The sequence below is a fragment of the Serratia sp. Sp408 genome (genome assembly GCF_057180665.1).
This window is the reverse complement of record NZ_JBXUFT010000001.1, coordinates 436,886-453,831: the sequence shown is the minus strand read 5'-3', so window position 1 is coordinate 453,831 and position 16,946 is coordinate 436,886. Positions and strand designations below refer to the sequence as shown.

The window sequence follows — 16,946 nt, the reverse complement described above, 5'->3', positions numbered from 1 at the left end:
AAATTAACTATATCGAAACATATTTCTTAAACGACCATCTGCTGTTTGCTGAGGTATGACAGAACAAGGTGATGGAATTTATATCGAGTATTTATTATTTATAAGCGAATGTGCTGAGGCCGGGTTTGACTTCCCAACGCGGCTGCGCTTATCTGTCAGGACAAAACGACTGATTTTCTTGTTTTTTTCAGGGAGTGACAGATGGCGATTAACTGGCGGTACGGCGCATTGGCGGCCGCATTGGCGACAACGGTGTTACTGCAAGGCTGTGAGCAAAAGTCCGATCAAAACCATATCAAGGTCGGCGTGATCAACGGCGCCGAGCAGGACGTTGCCGAAGTGGCCAAACGGGTGGCAAAGGAAAAATACGGCCTGGAGGTCGAACTGGTGGGATTCAGCGGTTCGCTGCTGCCCAATGATGCCACCGACAAGGGCGAGCTGGATGCCAATGTGTTCCAGCATCGGCCATTCCTGGCACAGCAGAACCAGGATCATGGCTACAAGCTGGTTGCGGTCGGCAACACCTTCGTCTTCCCGATGGCCGGTTATTCGAAAAAATACGCCTCGGTCAGCCAATTACCGGACGGCGCCACCATCGCCATTCCCAACGATCCCACCAACCTTGGCCGCGCGCTGCTGCTGTTGCAAAAAACCGGCCTGATTACGCTCAAATCAGGTAAAGGGCTGCTGCCGACCGCTTTGGACATCAGCGCCAACCCGCACAATTACCGCATCATGGAACTGGAAGGTGCGCAGCTGCCGCACCTGCTGGACGATGCCAAGGTGGCGGTGGCGATCATCAGCACCACCTATATCAATCAAATCGGCCTGTCGCCCACCCGAGACAGTATTTTCATTGAGGATAAACAGTCGCCCTACGTGAATATCGTGGTAGCGCGCGAAGACCATAAAAACGCGCAAAACGTGCAAAACTTCGTGAAAGCCTATCAGTCGGACGAGGTCGCCAACGCCGCGGCCACCCTGTTTAACGGCGGCGCCGTCAAGGGCTGGTAAACCGCAACGCCCGATCGGCTATCGGGGTGGCATTCAGCCCCCCGATAGCCGGACAAAAAAAATGGCGATCCTCCGCTTGACCCTGACGTTACGTCAGGCTGTAGTCTTTCTGCACGCATAAGGGAGGAATACAGCATGTTATTGAAAGTCGGTGAACTGGCACGCCGCTCCGGTATTACCGTTCGCACCCTGCATTATTACGACAATATTGGCCTGCTGGTCCCTTCGGCGCGTTCCGACGCCGGTTATCGTTTGTATAACCGTGCTGATGTCACCCGTCTGCATCAGATACAGGCGCTGCGCCGTATGGGCGTTACGCTGGCGGAAGTCGGGACGATTCTGGCACGTTCGGAGCTGGCTTTGCCGGCGGTGATTGAAAAGCAGATTGCCATGCTCGATCGGCAACTGACACAGATCGCCACGCTGCGCCATCGCTTGCAGCAGCTGCACACACAGCTGACCGTTGGCAATGAACCGGCGCTGAACGACTGGCTGACCACGTTGGAGTTAATGACCATGTACGACAAGTATTTTACCACTGACGAATTGACGCAACTGCCGTTCTACCACCCTGACGCCGAGCGTCAGCAGGAGTGGGCATCCATGGTGGAGCAGGTGCGCCAACTGATGCAAAACGGCGTTGCGGCGCAGGATCCGCAGGCGCAAGCCATCGCACGGCGCTGGATGGTGACGCTGGAACGCGACACCGCCGGCAATCCGGCGTTTCTTACCCGCCTGAATACCATGCACGCCGACGAACCGTCCATGCGCCAGCAAACCGGCATTACGCCGGCAATGACCGATTACATTACTCGGGCATTTGCCGAAACCAAATTGGCGATTTACCAAAAATACCTGTCCGCCGAGGAATATGCCTACGTGCGCCGGCATTATTTTGATCGGATGCAGGAATGGCCGGCGCTGATCGCCAGCTTTCAACAGGCGGTTGACGACGGCGTCCCCCCAGATGGCGAGCACGCCCGCCAGTTGGCGTCCCAGTGGCTGGCGCTGTTCCGTTCCTATGCCGGCGACAACCCGGCAACGCAGATGAAAATCCGCCAGGCGATGGAGCAGGAACCAACGCTGAGCGAAGGCACCTGGCTGACGCCGGCGCTGCTGACCTATCTGCGCCAGGCGGTGAACAACCTGATGCGCGGCCAATAGGTTTCCCGCCGTTACTCGCCGTGGCGGGTAACGGCCTCCCCGGCGGTCAGATCGCTTGCTTATAACGCGATAACAAAGAGCAATTTACCTTGTCGTTTGGCAGCACGCATAATGGTTTCCCGTCTGATTTCATTCAGTAAACAGGATATACCATGTCACTTTCCGCAATGCCGCAGGCGCTGCTGTCGATTACCGATGCCACGCCGGCAGACCTCGTCGCCGTGGCAGATATTTATCGTCACCATGTGTTGCATGGCGCAGGTTCATTTGAAGAAACGCCACCGACGCTGGCAGAAATGCAACAGCGCCACGATAGCGTGCGGTCTGCCGGGTTGCCATGGCTGGTGGCGAAGCTGGAGGGTCAGGTGGTGGGATATTGTTATGCCACGCCGTATCGCCCGCGCCCCGCCTATCGGTTTACCGTGGAAGATTCGGTGTATATCGCCGCCGGCATGCAGGGCAGAGGCATAGGTAAAGCGCTGCTTGGCGCATTGATTGCCCGTTGCGAACGCGGCCCGTGGCGCCAGATGCTGGCAGTGGTCGGCGACTCGGCAAACAATCTCGGCTCACTGGAGCTGCATCGCAAACTGGGTTTTGCCAGCATTGGCACCTTGAACGCCGTCGGCTTCAAGTTCGGTTGCTGGCGCGATACCCACCTGATGCAGCGGGCACTGGCAGCAGGGAATACCACTCTGGCAGAGTAGGCGACAGCGCACGGACGCGCCCTGCCGCACGTCGGGTCAGTTTTTGAAACGGCCGCGGATCGCGCCAAGGGTCGATACCAGCAACAGCACCACGCCGCCGGCAACAAAGCCGAACGCCACGTTGAGCAGCGAAGGCACCACGCCCTGCACAATGTGATCGAATGATGGCATCACCGTGATATGCGACGCCCAGTCTTCAAACAGGTGATGCACTGACGGCAAGCCATGGGTCAAAATGCCGCCGCCGACCATGAACATGGCGATGGTGCCGACGATCGACAGGGTTTTCATCAGATACGGCGCCGCACCGACAATGGCCCGACCAACCGCCTGCGCCAGCGAGCTGGTCTTGCGGCTGAGGTACAACCCCAGATCGTCCAGCTTGACGATGCCGGCAACGATGCCGTACACGCCGACGGTCATGACAATGGCGATGCCACACAGCACGATCACCTGCTGGCTGAAGCTGGCAGCGGCTACGGTGCCGAGCGTAATGGCGATGATTTCCGCCGACAGCACAAAGTCGGTGCGTACCGCCCCTTTCACCTTGCGCTGTTCAAAGGCCGCCACGTCTTCATTCAGGTTCAGCGGTTCACTGTGCTCCCCTTCGCCCTTTTTATGCGTCAGGCTATGGAACACCTTTTCAAAACCTTCGTAACACAGGTAGGCGCCACCCACCATCAGCAACGGCGTAATCGCCCAAGGCGCGAAGGCACTGATCAGCAGCGCCAGCGGTACCAGAATCGCCTTGTTGATCAATGAGCCTTTCGCCACCGCCCATACCACCGGCAATTCACGATCGGCTTTTACCCCGGTGACCTGCTGCGCATTCAGCGCCAGATCGTCCCCCAACACCCCGGCGGTCTTTTTAGCCGCCATTTTGGTCATCAGCGAGACATCGTCCAGCAACGAAGCGATGTCATCAATCAGAGTCAGTAAGCTACTTCCGGCCAATTTGGGTCATCCTTATCAAAAAGAAAATCAAATGCGACAAAGCCAGACTGCCGACAACGTCAAAGAGTCGGGAGAACGTGCCGTTGGGCGCGTTGCGGCATCAACCGTCGGACAAATTTGCCGGGAGCAAACTTGAACCACCGGCACACCGGGATCTGTCCCAGCATGCCCCTGGCTGCGTCAGGTCCGGGTATCTCGCCCCAACGGTCGACTTTGTCACCAATCTCACAAAGCAATACCTTGTAAGCATAACGGGATTTAACAACGGATGCGTGGCTATCTTATGAATCAGCCAGCGTTTGATTAAGCATAGAACATCTTGCGGCAGGAGATGGCCGGCCCGTGGCAATCCGGGCCGGGATACGGCTTATTCGGCGGCGTTGCTCGCCAGACGTGCATCCTTCTGACGGCGGTAATCGCGCGCGGCGGCCGGAATTGGCGTCACCTTGCCGGTTTCAATCCAGCTGCGCAGTCGGCTGGCATCGGCAAAGTGGGTGTACTTGCCGAACGCGTCCAGCACCACCAGCGACACCGAGCGGTTGCCGATCATGGTACGCATCGCCAGACAGTGACCAGCCTGATTGGTAAAACCGGTCTTGGTCAGTTGGATATTCCATTTCGGGTTATACACCAGATGGTTGGTGTTACGGAACGGCAGCGTGTAATTGGGATCCTTGAAGCTCGCCATGCGTTCGGTGGTGGTGCTGAGCTGGCCGATCAGCGGGTACTGCTTGGTGGCCAGCAGCAGCTTGCTCAAATCGCGCGCGGTAGACACGTTGTGAATCGACAGACCGGTCGGTTCAACGTAATGAGTTCGGGTCATCCCCAGCGCCTTGGCCTTGGCGTTCATCGCGCTGATAAACGCGTTATATCCGCCAGGATAATGGTGCGCCAGACTGGCGGCAGCACGGTTTTCCGACGACATCAACGCCAGCAGCAACATATCCTTGCGGCTGATTTCACTGTTCAACCTGACGCGGGAATAGACGCCTTTCATTTCTGGCGTCTGATGAATGTCCACCGTTAACATCTCATCGAGCGGCAAATGCGCATCCAGCGTCACCATGGCGGTCATCAACTTGGTGATCGAGGCAATCGGCACCACTTCATCCGGGTTACGCGCATAAAGGACTTTATGACTGCTCATGTCCACTACCATCGCGCTGCCAGAGGCCAGCTCAGGCTGGGTGGCATGCAGAGCGGTAGCACTTTCGCTGGCCAGTGCGCGTGGCGCCAAACCCACGCCAGACTGCAATGCCAATAGGGTCAGAACCAAAACTCGGATTTTCACATGAATTACTCTGTCACAGATAGAGGGGATAGCTTGAGAAACTGCGAGGAAGTATAAATTAGCACTAGGGTCTTGGCACTGTGAATATGCGCGCCTATTTGTGACAAATTCTGTCGGCGGCAAACAGGCACAAAGCGCCAGTCTGGCGGGCTTGTCGGCCTGCGTTAAAAAGTGACAGCGCCGCTGGCCGCAGTCGATCAAGCCCAGTCGCTGGGCCGATGGCGCACCGTCAATCTGCCCGGTTGTCACACTGACGCGTATACTTAACGCCAACTGTCGGCAATACAAGGAGTCTGGGATGAACGAACTGGCCCACTATATTACGGATTACGGTTACTGGGCGTTATTCATCGGCTGCCTGGCGGAAGGGGAAACCATTACCATGCTCGGTGGCATGGCCGCGCATGAAGGGTTGTTGCAACTGCCCTGGGTGTTGGCGGTGGTGGCGCTTGGCGGCACGTTGGGGGATCAACTGCTGTATTTCGCCGGCCGGCGTTTTGGCGGCAAGGCGATCGCCCGCTTGAAGAGCCAGCAGCAGCGCATTGAGCGCGCGCAAAAACTGATCGCTCGCCATCCGATGCTGTTTGTCATCGGCGTGCGTTTCATGTACGGCTTTCGCATTATCGGCCCGGTATTGATCGGTGCCAGTCGATTACCGCCGTCGCGTTTTATCCCGTTGAATCTGCTCGGGGCACTATTATGGGCAACGATTTTTGTGCTGATCGGCTACTTTGGCGGGCAGGCAATGGAAGGCTTTCTTGCCGGCATCGACAAAAAGTTCTCCGCTCTGCTGCTGGTGGTCGTGGCGGTTGCCCTTATCTGGCTGCTGCGCTATTGGTGGCGCCGCCGCCATGCAAATGAATAGTCATTTATTCAGCATCAGCGTCAGCCCGAGTCATGCCAGTACATAATCGGATAACGCCGGTGAACCACCGGCCGGTTATTGCTGACGCATCAGTGCCACCAGCTCGCGGGCGGCTTTATCCAGCGGCTGATGCTTCAACCAGATCAGGTGGATCGGCAACCGCAGCGCGTTCTTGGTATTCTTGAATTTCAGGCGTGTCAGCCGCCCCTGCGCCAACAGCGGAGCGATCAGCGACTGCGGGAAGTTACCCCAGCCCAACCCGGCTTCCACCATGTTCAGCGCCATCTGCAAACTGTCGGTCCGCCAATAGGATTCCGCCACCCGCGGCCGCAGATCGGCCATCGGCAAGTCGCGGCTGGCGATGATGATTTGCCGCACATTGACCAGATCCTCCAGGTACAGCGCCGCATCGGCATGCCGCAACGCGCTATGTTGCGCCGATAGCGTGGCGATCAGCGATTCACTGCCGACAAAGTGAAACTGCTCGTTGATATTGACGTTCAAACCACCGAACGCCAGGCAAACGCCCACCCGCCCCTGATGCAACATATGCAACACGTCGTCCTGTGGCGCAGTCAGCACTTCGATATTCAATAGCGGATAATGTTCGGCAAGCGTGGTTACCGCCGTCAGCAACGCGCTGCTGTTAATGTCAGACGCCACGCCGATCGACAAGGTGCTTTCCAGCCCTTGCGAAAGCTCGATAGCGTGGATATGCAACTGCTTCAGCTGGTCGGCAATCAGCCGCGCATGCGGCGCCAACGCCAGAGCCATCGCCGTCGGCACCGGTTCGCGATGCGAGCGGTCGAACAGCTGAAACCCCAGCTCTGCCTCCATGTTGGCAATGCCCATGCTGACCGCCGATGGTACGCGTCGTAGCGCCCGGGCGGCTGCGGAAAACGAACCGCGATCGAGCACCGCCAGAAACAGCTCAATATTGTCACTGGAAAAATTCATAACAGCCAATCTATCAGTAAATCTGACAGCTCCTGACTTTTTCTATCAATAGTATTGACGCTATCTTAGCCGTCCGTTGGCCGGCCGTCACCCGGCGATCCGCTTATTGGCCAAAAATAAAGGAGCAAGGCACCATGCAAGGCGTTAAACGCAAACTGGTTTATATCACCGCCTATGAAATCATCGGTATGGCAATTTCGGCGCTCGGGCTGGCGCTGCTGTCCGGCAGCGCCCCCAGCAGTACCGGACCGCTGGCAGTGGTGATCACTACCATCGCGGTCAGTTGGAATTTCATCTACAACTGCCTGTTTGAATTCTGGGAAAGTCGCCAGGCGTCGCGCACCCGTACGGTCAAGCGCCGCATTGCCCATGCGGTTGGTTTTCAATTGACGCTGGTGGTGTATTTGATACCGCTGATTGCCTGGTGGATGGAGATTTCACTGTGGCAGGCGCTGCTGCTGGATATGGCGCTGATTGTCATTATCCCCTGCTACACCTTCGTCTATAACTGGGCATTCGATAAACTGTTTGGCTTACCGGCGTCGGCATTGCCAGCAGAAGAAACCGCCTGAACCACCGGCCGTGGCGCAGCCAGACGATGCGCCACGTCTCGGTTAATCTGCCAAGCCCGCGCGACTCACCGCCACCGTTGCCCTGCTTGCCAACATGAACTGACGGATCCCCTTCTCTCTCCAGCAGAAACTGCTGATTACTAAGGTGGCTAATATTCTCCCTTGTCACCAGTTTTAAATATCAGACAAATATATTTTATAACAAGCATCCTACTGCCACCGTATTATTTCCCCGACGAAAATGCGGTTTATTTTTGCGATACTCATCACATTATTCTATTTATCGATAATATTTTTATACATATTTCATCCTTTTGATAAATATATCATTTCATTCAATTAACAAATAATAAACACAATTATTCACGATTTCGTGCAGGGAACTTTTGCCTCATTTAAACAGAAAAGGTAGCATGCTCCGCCGTTATTTAATGGCAGATGTACAAACAATAAACAGCAGAATGACGCCATGACCTCATTCTCATGCGATTGCCAATAGCAATCGTTTGCTTGCAGTCAGAGCAAACTCAACGATAGACAGGAAAAACAGGACGGATGATGAAATCACACACAAAGTCGGCGCATGACAAGCACGCGGCGAGAAGACGTTGGTTAGACTCACATGAATCCGGTTATCACAAAAGTATGGGCAACCGGCAAATACAAATGATCGCCATCGGCGGCTCCATCGGCACCGGTTTGTTCCTTGGTACCGGCGGGCGCCTCGAAATGGCCGGACCGGCGTTGGCGCTGGTGTATCTGGTATGCGGGATCTTCTCGTTCTTTATTTTGCGTGCGTTGGGCGAACTGGTGCTGCATCGCCCTACCAGCGGCAGTTTTGTGTCTTATGCTCGCGAATTTCTCGGCGAAAAAGCCTCTTACGTCGCCGGCTGGATGTACTTCCTCAACTGGGCGATGACCGGCATCGTCGATATCACCGCGGTGGCGCTGTACATGCACTACTGGGGTACCTTCGCCGACGTATCGCAGTGGCTGTTTGCGCTGTGCGCGCTGGGTATCGTCGCGACCATGAACATGATCGGCGTGAAATGGTTTGCCGAAATGGAGTTCTGGTTTGCCTTGATCAAAGTGGTGGCGATTGCGCTGTTTCTGGTGGTGGGCGTGGTGTTCCTCGGCGTCGGTACGCCGATTGACGGCAACAACACCGGTCTGCACCTGATTACCGATAACGGCGGCATGTTCCCACACGGCCTGCTACCGGCGCTGGTATTGGTGCAAGGAGTAATCTTTGCCTTTGCCGGTATCGAGCTTATCGGCACCGCGGCCGGTGAATGCAAGGATCCGGAAAAAATGTTGCCCAAAGCGGTCAACAGCGTGATCTGGCGTATTGGTCTGTTCTATGTCGGTTCGGTGGTGCTGCTGGTGATGCTGCTGCCCTGGAACGCCTATCAGGCCGGTCAAAGCCCGTTCGTCACCTTCTTCAGCAAGCTTGGCGTGCCGTACATCGGTACCATCATGAATATCGTGGTGCTGACCGCCGCGCTGTCCAGCCTGAATTCGGGGCTGTATTCCACCGGGCGCATTCTGCGTTCACTGTCGATGGGCGGCTCGGCGCCGAAATTCATGGCCCGGATGAGCAGCCAGCAAGTGCCGTATGCCGGTATTCTGGTGACCTGTGGCATTTACGTGATCGGCGTACTGCTGAACTATCTGGTGCCGTCGCGAGTCTTTGAGATCGTGCTGAACATTGCCTCGCTGGGCATCATCAGCTCATGGGCATTTATCATCGTCTGTCAGATGCGTTTGCGTAAGGCTATCAAAGAAGGCAAAGCCAAACCGGTTTCCTTCAAGATGCCGGGGGCGCCGGTCACCTCCTGGCTGACGCTGCTGTTCCTGCTGGTGGTGGTGATCATGATGGCCTTCGATTACCCGAACGGCACCTGGACGGTTGGTACCATTCCGGTGTTGGCGATATTGCTGATTCTGGGCTGGTTCGGTCTGCGCAAACGCGCAGCGGAAGTCAAACTGGAACAACAGGCGCACGAAGAGCAGCCCCAGCAGTAAGCGCCGGGTTATCCGGGGCGCCGCCATGGCGCCCCATTATTTTTGCGCGCTAATCACCCGCGCAATATCGGCTGACGTCGCCAATGCGCGAACCTCGGCAAACAGATCGCTGGCCTCGGCGTATTCCTTACGTAAATAGCCCAACCACTGCTTGATGCGCGCCACGTGATACAGGCCGGTATCGCCCTGCTTTTCCAACCGTACGTATTTTTTCAGCAACTGCACCACCTGCGGCCACGGTAGCCGTGGTTCGTTGTATTTCACCACCCGGCTCAAATTGGGAATGTTAAGCGCACCGCGTCCGAGCATCACCGCGTCGCAGCCGGTGATCTGCATACATTGCTGTGCACTGGCGTAATCCCAGATTTCGCCGTTGGCAATCACCGGGATCGTCAACCGTTGGCGAATCTCGCCAATCGCCGCCCAGTTGATGCGCTCGGCCTTATAGCCGTCCTCCTTGGTACGGCCATGTACCGCCAGCTCGCTTGCACCGGCCTGTTGCACCGCGTCGGCGATTTCAAGGCTGTGCTGGGGCGAATCCCACCCCAGCCGCACCTTGACGGTTACCGGCAGCTCCGCCGGCACCGCTGCGCGCATGGCTTTGGCGCCCTGGTAGATAAGTTCGGGATCTTTGAGCAGCGTCGCGCCGCCACCGCTGCCGTTGACCGTTTTCGACGGACAGCCGCAGTTGAGATCCACGCCGTAGGAGCCGAGTTCTACCGCGCGGGCGGCGTTTTCCGCCAGCCATTCGGGGTACTGACCCAACAGTTGGATACGCACCAGCGTACCGGACGGTGTGCGACTGGCATGGTGCAGTTCGGGGCACAGGCGATAAAACGATTTCACCGGCAGCAGTTGATCGACCACGCGTAGAAATTCGGTGATGCACAGATCGTAATCGTTCACTTCGCTGAGCAATTCGCGGACCAGGGAGTCGAGAACGCCTTCCATCGGCGCCAATAAAACGCGCATTAACACCCACTCCAGTTAAAAAAGAGGCGCCATGATACGGGGGAACCCCGGCGCCAGACAACGTAATCTCAGCATAAAAAAAGCCGCCGATAAACGGCGGCCTGATGATTTACACGGTGAGCTTACTCAGCCGGTTTACTGCGACGTGGGCGACGCGCCGGTGGCGCACCACGACGTTGGCCATCGCCCTGTGGCCGCGCGTTGCCATTGCCACGGTTTTCACGCTGACCGCCGCCGTTGCCATTGCGCTGGCCGCCGCCGTTGCCGCGTGGCGCACCGCGCCCGCCGCCTTGACGACCGTTGATGATCGGCTCCGCCTTGATGGTCGGATCCGGTTCATAACCCGGCAGGGCAATACGTGGAATTTCACGCTTGAGCAGGCGTTCGATGTCGCGCAGCAGTTTATGTTCGTCGACGCACACCAGTGAGATCGCTTCACCGGTACGCTCGGCACGCCCGGTACGACCGATGCGGTGCACGTAATCTTCCGGCACGTTCGGCAGCTCGTAGTTCACCACGTGCGGCAGCTGGTCGATATCCAGACCGCGTGCGGCGATATCGGTGGCAACCAACACGCGAATTTTGCCGTCCTTGAAGTCGGCCAATGCACGCGTACGCGCACCCTGGCTTTTATTGCCGTGGATCGCGGCGGCGGTGATGCCGTCCTTGTTCAGCTGTTCAGCCAGGTGGTTGGCACCGTGCTTGGTGCGGTTAAACACCAGCACCTGACGCCAGTCGCCTTCGCCGATCATCTGCGACAACAGTTCCCGCTTACGCTTCTTGTCAACGAAATGCACGCTTTGTTCGATCTGTTCGGAGGCGGTGTTGCGACGTGCAACTTCCACCGACGCCGGGTTGTGCAGCAGCTTGCTGGCCAGCCCTTTGATTTCGTCAGAGAAGGTGGCGGAAAACAGCAGGTTTTGGCGCTTCGGCGGCAGCTTGGACAGCACGCGACGGATATCATGGATAAAGCCCATATCCAGCATGCGGTCGGCTTCGTCGAGCACCAGAATTTCGATTTTGGACAGGTCAACGGCGTTCTGATGTTCCAGATCCAGCAGACGGCCCGGCGTTGCCACCAGAATGTCCACGCCGCCGCGCAGTTTCATCATCTGCGGGTTGATGCTGACGCCGCCAAACACCACCAGCGAACGCAGACGCAGGTGTTTACTGTAGGCTTGCACGTTTTCGCCGATTTGCGCCGCCAGTTCGCGGGTTGGCGTCAGGATCAACGCACGCACCGGACGACGGCCTTTGACCGCATGGTCATGCTTGCTCAGCAGTTGCAATACCGGCAGGGTAAAACCAGCGGTTTTGCCGGTACCGGTCTGGGCGCTGGCCATCAAATCACGGCCTTCAAGCACCACAGGGATCGCCTGACGCTGGATTGGCGTAGGTTCGCGATAGCCCTGTTCTTCAACAGCGCGCAGGATTTCAGCACTTAAGCCGAGGGTTTCAAATGACATAGTAGAGAAAGACTCCAGATCCCCCCTAACCTAAACAAAGTTCGGTGCAGTTTCCGGGGAGGACGATCAGACGGGACATTAAGCATGACCACGAGGGATTGGCACAAACTGCAGTGCACCAAGCGGCCGATTGTAGCAGAAGTCGAACAAGAAAAGGCAATTTTAGCGCGCGATAGCACATTATGCCGGAAAACTGGCCAGGCGACGACTCATTGACTTACTAAATGAAGGGTTATAGTGCTTGCATTCTCACGCAACCCGCCTAAAGTTAATCATACGATTGATTAACTTTTGCAGGCGATGCCGTATGCCTCTTGCTGAAAGTACGCCCCCGAACAACCGCCCACGCGGCGAACAGGCGCGCGAACAGTTGATTAGCGCTGCCATCGACGTGTTTGGCGAATTCGGCATTCAGGGTGCCACTACCCGCGTTATCGCCCAGCGAGCCGGCCAGAATATCGCCGCCATTACCTACTATTTCAGCTCCAAAGAAGGACTTTATCTGGCGGTCGCACAATGGATTGCCGATTTTATCCAACAGGCTTTCCGACCGCTGGCCGACGAAATCGACCGTTTCTGGCTGCTGCCAGCAACGGAACGCTTGCCGGAACACTATCTCTACCACCTCAAGCGCGGACTGCTGGCCTTCAGTGAACTGATGACCCAGCCGCATACGCTCAATCTCAGCAAAATCATGTCGCGCGAACAGCTCTCCCCCTCAGACGCCTATCCGCTGATCCATCAGCAGGTCATCGCGCCGCTGCATGACAAACTGTGCCGACTGCTGGCGGCCTACAGCGGTATCGACGCGCAATCCACCAAAATCGTGCTGCATACCCATGCGCTGCTCGGAGAGGTGCTGTCGTTTCGCGTGGCGCGCGAGACCATCCGCCGTCAGGCCGGCTGGCAGCATATTGGCCCGAATGAAGCGGCGCAAATCGCTGAGGTACTGGCTGAACATATCGATCTTCTGGTTAATGGCTTACGCCACCGTTATGGCGCATAAACTTTGGCAGGGAGTGTTATGAACAACAAAAGAGTCATTTGGATGCTGGCGATTGTGGCACTGCTCGCCGCCGCAGCCGCCGGGTGGTGGTATTACCAGCAGCAACAGCACAAGCCCTTGACGCTGTATGGCAATGTGGACATCCGCACCGTCAATCTGGGCTTTCGCGTCAGCGGGCGGTTGTCCTCGCTGACGGTGGATGAAGGCGATACCGTGCAACCCGGTCAACTGCTCGGCAAACTGGATGACGGCCCTTATCGCAATGCATTGCAGCAGGCCAAGGCCAACGTTGGCAGCGCTCAGGCCAGACTGGCGCTGTTGCTGGCCGGCTATCGCGCCGAAGAGATAGCCCAGGTGCGATCCGAAATGGCGCAAAAACTCTCCGCCTTTAACTATGCCGACAGTTTTCTAAAACGCCAGCAGGGATTATGGGCGAAAAGCGCCACGTCCGCCGATGCGCTGGAGGATGCACGCACCGCGCGCAACCAGGCACAGGCCAACTTGCAGGCGGCAAAGGACAAACTGGCGCAATATCTCAGCGGCAATCGGCCGCAGGAAATCGAGCAGGCCAAAGCGGAAGTGGCACAGGCGCAAGCCTCACTGGCTCAGGCGCAGTTGGACGTCCAGGACACCGGCTTGTTGTCACCGTCCGCCGGCACCGTACTGACTCGGGCGGTGGAGCCGGGCACCATGCTCAGCGCCAGCAGTACGGTATTCACCCTGTCGCTGACCACGCCGGTGTGGGTACGCGCCTACGTCAGTGAAGCCAGTCTCGGCCAGGCAGCGCCGGGGACCGAACTGGAAATCTATACCGATGGGCGTCCGGGCAAACCGTATCACGGCAAAATCGGCTTCGTGTCGCCAACCGCCGAATTTACGCCGAAAAGCGTCGAAACCACCGACTTGCGTACCGATCTGGTGTACCGCCTGCGGGTGATCGTCACCGACGCCGACGACGGATTGCGCCAGGGCATGCCGGTCACCCTGCGCTTTGCCAACGGCCAGCAACCCTAGGTCATAATCTGTTGGGAATGGTGATGGAACAACAACGGGCACATACCATCGATCTGGAGGCGTTGGAAAAACGCTTCCCTGCGCTGGATAAACCGGCGGTAGCCAGCCTGACCATCCAGTTGCGCAGCGGCGCGGTGACCGGGCTGGTGGGGCCGGATGGCGCGGGTAAAACCACCCTGCTGCGCATGCTGGCCGGTCTGTTGAAGCCCAGCAGCGGCACGCTGCGCGTCGCCGGGCTGGATCCGATCGCCCAGGATCGTCAATTGCACGCCATTCTTGGCTATATGCCGCAGAAATTCGGCCTGTATGAAGATCTGACGGTGATGGAAAACCTGACGCTGTATGCCGATCTGCGCGGCGTTATCGGCGAACAGCGCCGCACCACCTTCGAACGCCTGCTGGCGTTTACCGATCTGACGCGTTTTACCGATCGCCTGGCCGGCAAGCTGTCTGGCGGCATGAAGCAAAAGCTGGGGTTGGCCTGTACCCTGGTTGGCGAACCGCAGGTGCTGCTGCTGGATGAGCCAGGGGTCGGCGTCGATCCGATTTCGCGCCGCGAACTGTGGCGCATGGTGCACGAGCTGGCTAACGACGGCATGCTGATCCTGTGGAGCACCTCCTACCTCGACGAAGCCGAGCAGTGTCGCGAAGTTTTGCTATTGAACGAAGGCGAACTGCTGTTCAGCGGCGCTCCCAAAGAGCTGACCCAGCGCATGGCCGGGCGAACGGTACTGATCGCCGTACCGGCCGGCAGCCATCGCGCGCTGCTGCAACGGGCGATCTGCCTGCCGACGGTCACCGACGGCGTCATCCAGGGCAAGTACCTGCGGTTGATCCTGAAACCGCATGTCGATCATCGTCAGGTGCTTGACGATCTGGCGGTTGCCGATGCGCAACTGATGGAAGCGGAACCGCGCTTTGAAGATGCGTTTATCGATTTGCTCGGCGGTGGGCCAAACAGTCGTTCGGCGCTGGCGGATATCATGCCCAGCGTCGAGGGCAACAGTACGGAGACGGTGATCGAAGCGCAGAGCCTGACCAAAAGGTTCGGCGACTTCGCCGCCACCGACCATGTGGATTTCAAGGTGCAGCGCGGTGAAATCTTCGGCCTGCTGGGGCCGAACGGTGCCGGCAAGTCCACCACCTTTAAAATGATGTGCGGCCTGCTGGTGCCCAGCGACGGCAAGGCGCTGGTACTGGGGATGGATCTTAAAACCGGTTCCGGCAAGGCGCGTCAACATCTGGGCTATATGGCGCAGAAATTCTCGCTGTATGGCAACCTGACGGTGGCGCAGAACCTTAAATTCTTTTCTGGCGTCTATGGGTTGAGCGGCAGGCGACAGCGCGAGAAAATCAACGAAATGTCCAGCGCCTTCAATTTCGCGCCCATCCTCAACCAGACGCCGGATGCGCTGCCGCTCGGTTTCAAGCAGCGTTTGGCGTTGGCCTGTGCGCTGATGCACGAACCGGACATTCTGTTTCTCGATGAGCCGACCTCCGGAGTCGATCCGCTGACCCGGCGCGAGTTCTGGCTGCATATCAACGGCATGGTCGATAAAGGCGTGACGGTGATGGTCACCACCCACTTTATGGACGAAGCGGAATACTGCGATCGCATCGGGCTGGTGTATCGCGGAAAAATCATCGCCGCCGGCACGCCGGACGATCTCAAACAACGCATCGCCAGCGACCACAATCCGAATCCGTCAATGGAGCAGGCGTTTATCGAACTGGTGCAGGGTTACGATCGGGAGGAACAGCCGTGAACGACAAGGTGGCCAATAACCGCAATTCGTTGCCGACGGGCGACAGCCGATTCTCCTGGCGACGGCTGCGCGCACTGTGCCTCAAGGAAACGCGACAGATGCTGCGCGATCCCAGCAGCTGGCTGATCGCGTTTTTAATCCCGCTGATGCTGCTGTTCATCTTTGGTTATGGCATCAATCTGGATTCCAGCAAGCTGCGCCTCGGTATTCTACTTGAGCAGCAAAGTGAAGACGCGCGCGATCTGGCCAATGCCTTTGCCGGATCGCCGTATATCGATCCCACCATCAGTGATAATCGTCAGGCGCTGATCGAAAAAATGCAGGCCGGCACCATCCGCGGTCTGGTGGTGATCCCGGTGGATTTCGCCCAGCGCATGGCGCGGCCGTTCGATCAGGCGCCGATCCAGATCGTCACCGACGGCAGCGAGCCCAACACCGCCAATTTTGTGCAGGGCTACACCCAGGGGGTATGGCAAGTGTGGCAGCAACAGCGCGCCACCGACGCCGGGCGTGAGGATCGGCCGCTGATCGAGGTGCAGATGCGCTATTGGTTCAACCCGGCGGCCATCAGCCAGCACTTTATCATTCCCGGCGCCATCACCATCATCATGACGGTAATCGGCGCGATCCTCACCTCGCTGGTGATCGCCCGCGAATGGGAACGCGGTACCATGGAGGCGCTGCTGTCAACGCAGGTGACGCGCAGCGAGCTGTTGCTGTCCAAACTGGTGCCCTATTATTTCCTTGGCATGATCGCCATGGCGTTGTGCATGGTGGTATCGGTGTTTATCTTTGGCGTGCCGTACCGCGGTTCGCTACTGCTGCTGTGGGTCATTAGCAGCCTGTTCCTGATCGGTACGCTGGGCATGGGACTGTTGATTTCCACCGTTACCCGCAACCAGTTTAATGCGGCAATGGTGGCGCTGAACGCCGCCTTCCTGCCTTCGATTATGCTTTCCGGTTTTATTTTTCAGATCGACAGCATGCCGGCAGTGGTGCGCGCCGTTACCTATATCATCCCGGCACGCTACTTTGTCAGCACGCTGAAAACGCTGTTTCTGGCGGGCAATATCGGCTCGATGCTGCTGATCAACCTGCTGTTCCTGGTTGCTTCAGCGGTGGTGTTTATCGGTCTGACCGCCTGGAAGACCCAGCGACGACTGGATTAAGGGGAAA

Annotated in this window: 15 protein-coding genes; 10 read left to right on the top strand and 5 right to left on the bottom strand. The window is 57.5% G+C overall.

All coding sequences use genetic code 11. From position 1 onward, the window contains the following. Positions 1 to 201: 201 nt before the first annotated feature. From AC2AXP_RS02255 to AC2AXP_RS02245, 3 genes are all read left to right on the top strand, one after another. Complete coding sequence (locus tag AC2AXP_RS02255) at positions 202 to 1,014, top strand: MetQ/NlpA family lipoprotein (protein WP_430298949.1); 813 nt, start codon at positions 202 to 204, stop codon at positions 1,012 to 1,014. Positions 1,015 to 1,149: 135 nt separating this feature from the next. Next, a complete protein-coding gene (locus AC2AXP_RS02250; RefSeq protein ID WP_004965649.1) occupies positions 1,150 to 2,178 on the top strand; it encodes a MerR family transcriptional regulator in 1,029 nt (342 codons plus the stop codon). Between the two features lie 152 nt (positions 2,179 to 2,330). After that, the gene (locus tag AC2AXP_RS02245) at positions 2,331 to 2,882 is read left to right on the top strand and encodes a GNAT family N-acetyltransferase (RefSeq protein WP_039992344.1); all 552 of its coding nucleotides are present in this window, start codon (positions 2,331 to 2,333) and stop codon (positions 2,880 to 2,882) included. A gap of 36 nt (positions 2,883 to 2,918) precedes the next feature. Here the strand turns inward: AC2AXP_RS02245 and AC2AXP_RS02240 are convergent, their stop codons facing one another. Both AC2AXP_RS02240 and pbpG read right to left on the bottom strand, forming a co-directional pair. Then, positions 2,919 to 3,836 carry a DUF808 domain-containing protein gene (locus AC2AXP_RS02240; RefSeq protein WP_004965652.1) on the bottom strand — a complete coding sequence of 306 codons (918 nt, stop codon included), beginning with the start codon at positions 3,834 to 3,836 and terminating at the stop codon, positions 2,919 to 2,921. 367 nt (positions 3,837 to 4,203) lie between these two features. Then, entirely contained in the window at positions 4,204 to 5,133 is a 930-nt protein-coding gene (gene pbpG, locus AC2AXP_RS02235; protein WP_039992828.1) for a D-alanyl-D-alanine endopeptidase, read from the bottom strand. A gap of 292 nt (positions 5,134 to 5,425) precedes the next feature. On the opposite strand from pbpG, the gene AC2AXP_RS02230 reads away from it, so the two are divergent. Continuing rightward, positions 5,426 to 5,992: a DedA family protein gene (locus tag AC2AXP_RS02230; protein ID WP_004965659.1), complete on the top strand. Its 567-nt coding sequence runs from the start codon at positions 5,426 to 5,428 to the stop codon at positions 5,990 to 5,992. A 75-nt stretch (positions 5,993 to 6,067) separates the two neighbouring features. On the opposite strand, the gene AC2AXP_RS02225 is transcribed toward AC2AXP_RS02230, so the two are convergent. Continuing rightward, positions 6,068 to 6,949, bottom strand: a complete 882-nt coding sequence (locus tag AC2AXP_RS02225) for a LysR family transcriptional regulator (protein WP_430298948.1) — start codon at positions 6,947 to 6,949, stop codon at positions 6,068 to 6,070. 134 nt (positions 6,950 to 7,083) lie between these two features. Between AC2AXP_RS02225 and AC2AXP_RS02220 the strand changes: the two genes are divergently transcribed. Then, a complete protein-coding gene (locus AC2AXP_RS02220; protein WP_430298947.1) occupies positions 7,084 to 7,521 on the top strand; it encodes a PACE efflux transporter in 438 nt (145 codons plus the stop codon). A gap of 558 nt (positions 7,522 to 8,079) precedes the next feature. After that, positions 8,080 to 9,546: an L-asparagine permease gene (gene ansP / locus AC2AXP_RS02215; protein WP_484381642.1), complete on the top strand. Its 1,467-nt coding sequence runs from the start codon at positions 8,080 to 8,082 to the stop codon at positions 9,544 to 9,546. A 36-nt stretch (positions 9,547 to 9,582) separates the two neighbouring features. On the opposite strand, the gene dusC is transcribed toward ansP, so the two are convergent. Next, positions 9,583 to 10,518: a tRNA dihydrouridine(16) synthase DusC gene (gene dusC / locus AC2AXP_RS02210; RefSeq protein ID WP_198772843.1), complete on the bottom strand. Its 936-nt coding sequence runs from the start codon at positions 10,516 to 10,518 to the stop codon at positions 9,583 to 9,585. 122 nt (positions 10,519 to 10,640) lie between these two features. Then, positions 10,641 to 11,984, bottom strand: coding sequence for an ATP-dependent RNA helicase RhlE (rhlE, locus tag AC2AXP_RS02205; RefSeq protein WP_004965671.1), 1,344 nt, complete (start codon positions 11,982 to 11,984; stop codon positions 10,641 to 10,643). Between the two features lie 307 nt (positions 11,985 to 12,291). Here rhlE and AC2AXP_RS02200 point away from each other — a divergent pair, with 307 nt between their 5' ends. From AC2AXP_RS02200 to AC2AXP_RS02185, 4 genes are read left to right on the top strand one after another with little or no spacing between them, the layout of a single operon-like run. After that, positions 12,292 to 12,990, top strand: coding sequence for a transcriptional regulator (locus tag AC2AXP_RS02200; RefSeq protein ID WP_004965672.1), 699 nt, complete (start codon positions 12,292 to 12,294; stop codon positions 12,988 to 12,990). Positions 12,991 to 13,008: 18 nt separating this feature from the next. Next, positions 13,009 to 14,004 (top strand): secretion protein HlyD, encoded by a 996-nt coding sequence (gene hlyD, locus AC2AXP_RS02195; RefSeq protein WP_430298945.1) that lies wholly within the window; start codon positions 13,009 to 13,011, stop codon positions 14,002 to 14,004. A gap of 17 nt (positions 14,005 to 14,021) precedes the next feature. Next, positions 14,022 to 15,770: an ATP-binding cassette domain-containing protein gene (locus AC2AXP_RS02190; protein WP_004965676.1), complete on the top strand. Its 1,749-nt coding sequence runs from the start codon at positions 14,022 to 14,024 to the stop codon at positions 15,768 to 15,770. After that, positions 15,767 to 16,939, top strand: coding sequence for an ABC transporter permease (locus AC2AXP_RS02185; RefSeq protein WP_198772844.1), 1,173 nt, complete (start codon positions 15,767 to 15,769; stop codon positions 16,937 to 16,939). The genes AC2AXP_RS02190 and AC2AXP_RS02185 overlap by 4 nt, the downstream gene beginning before the upstream one ends. Positions 16,940 to 16,946: the final 7 nt, after the last annotated feature.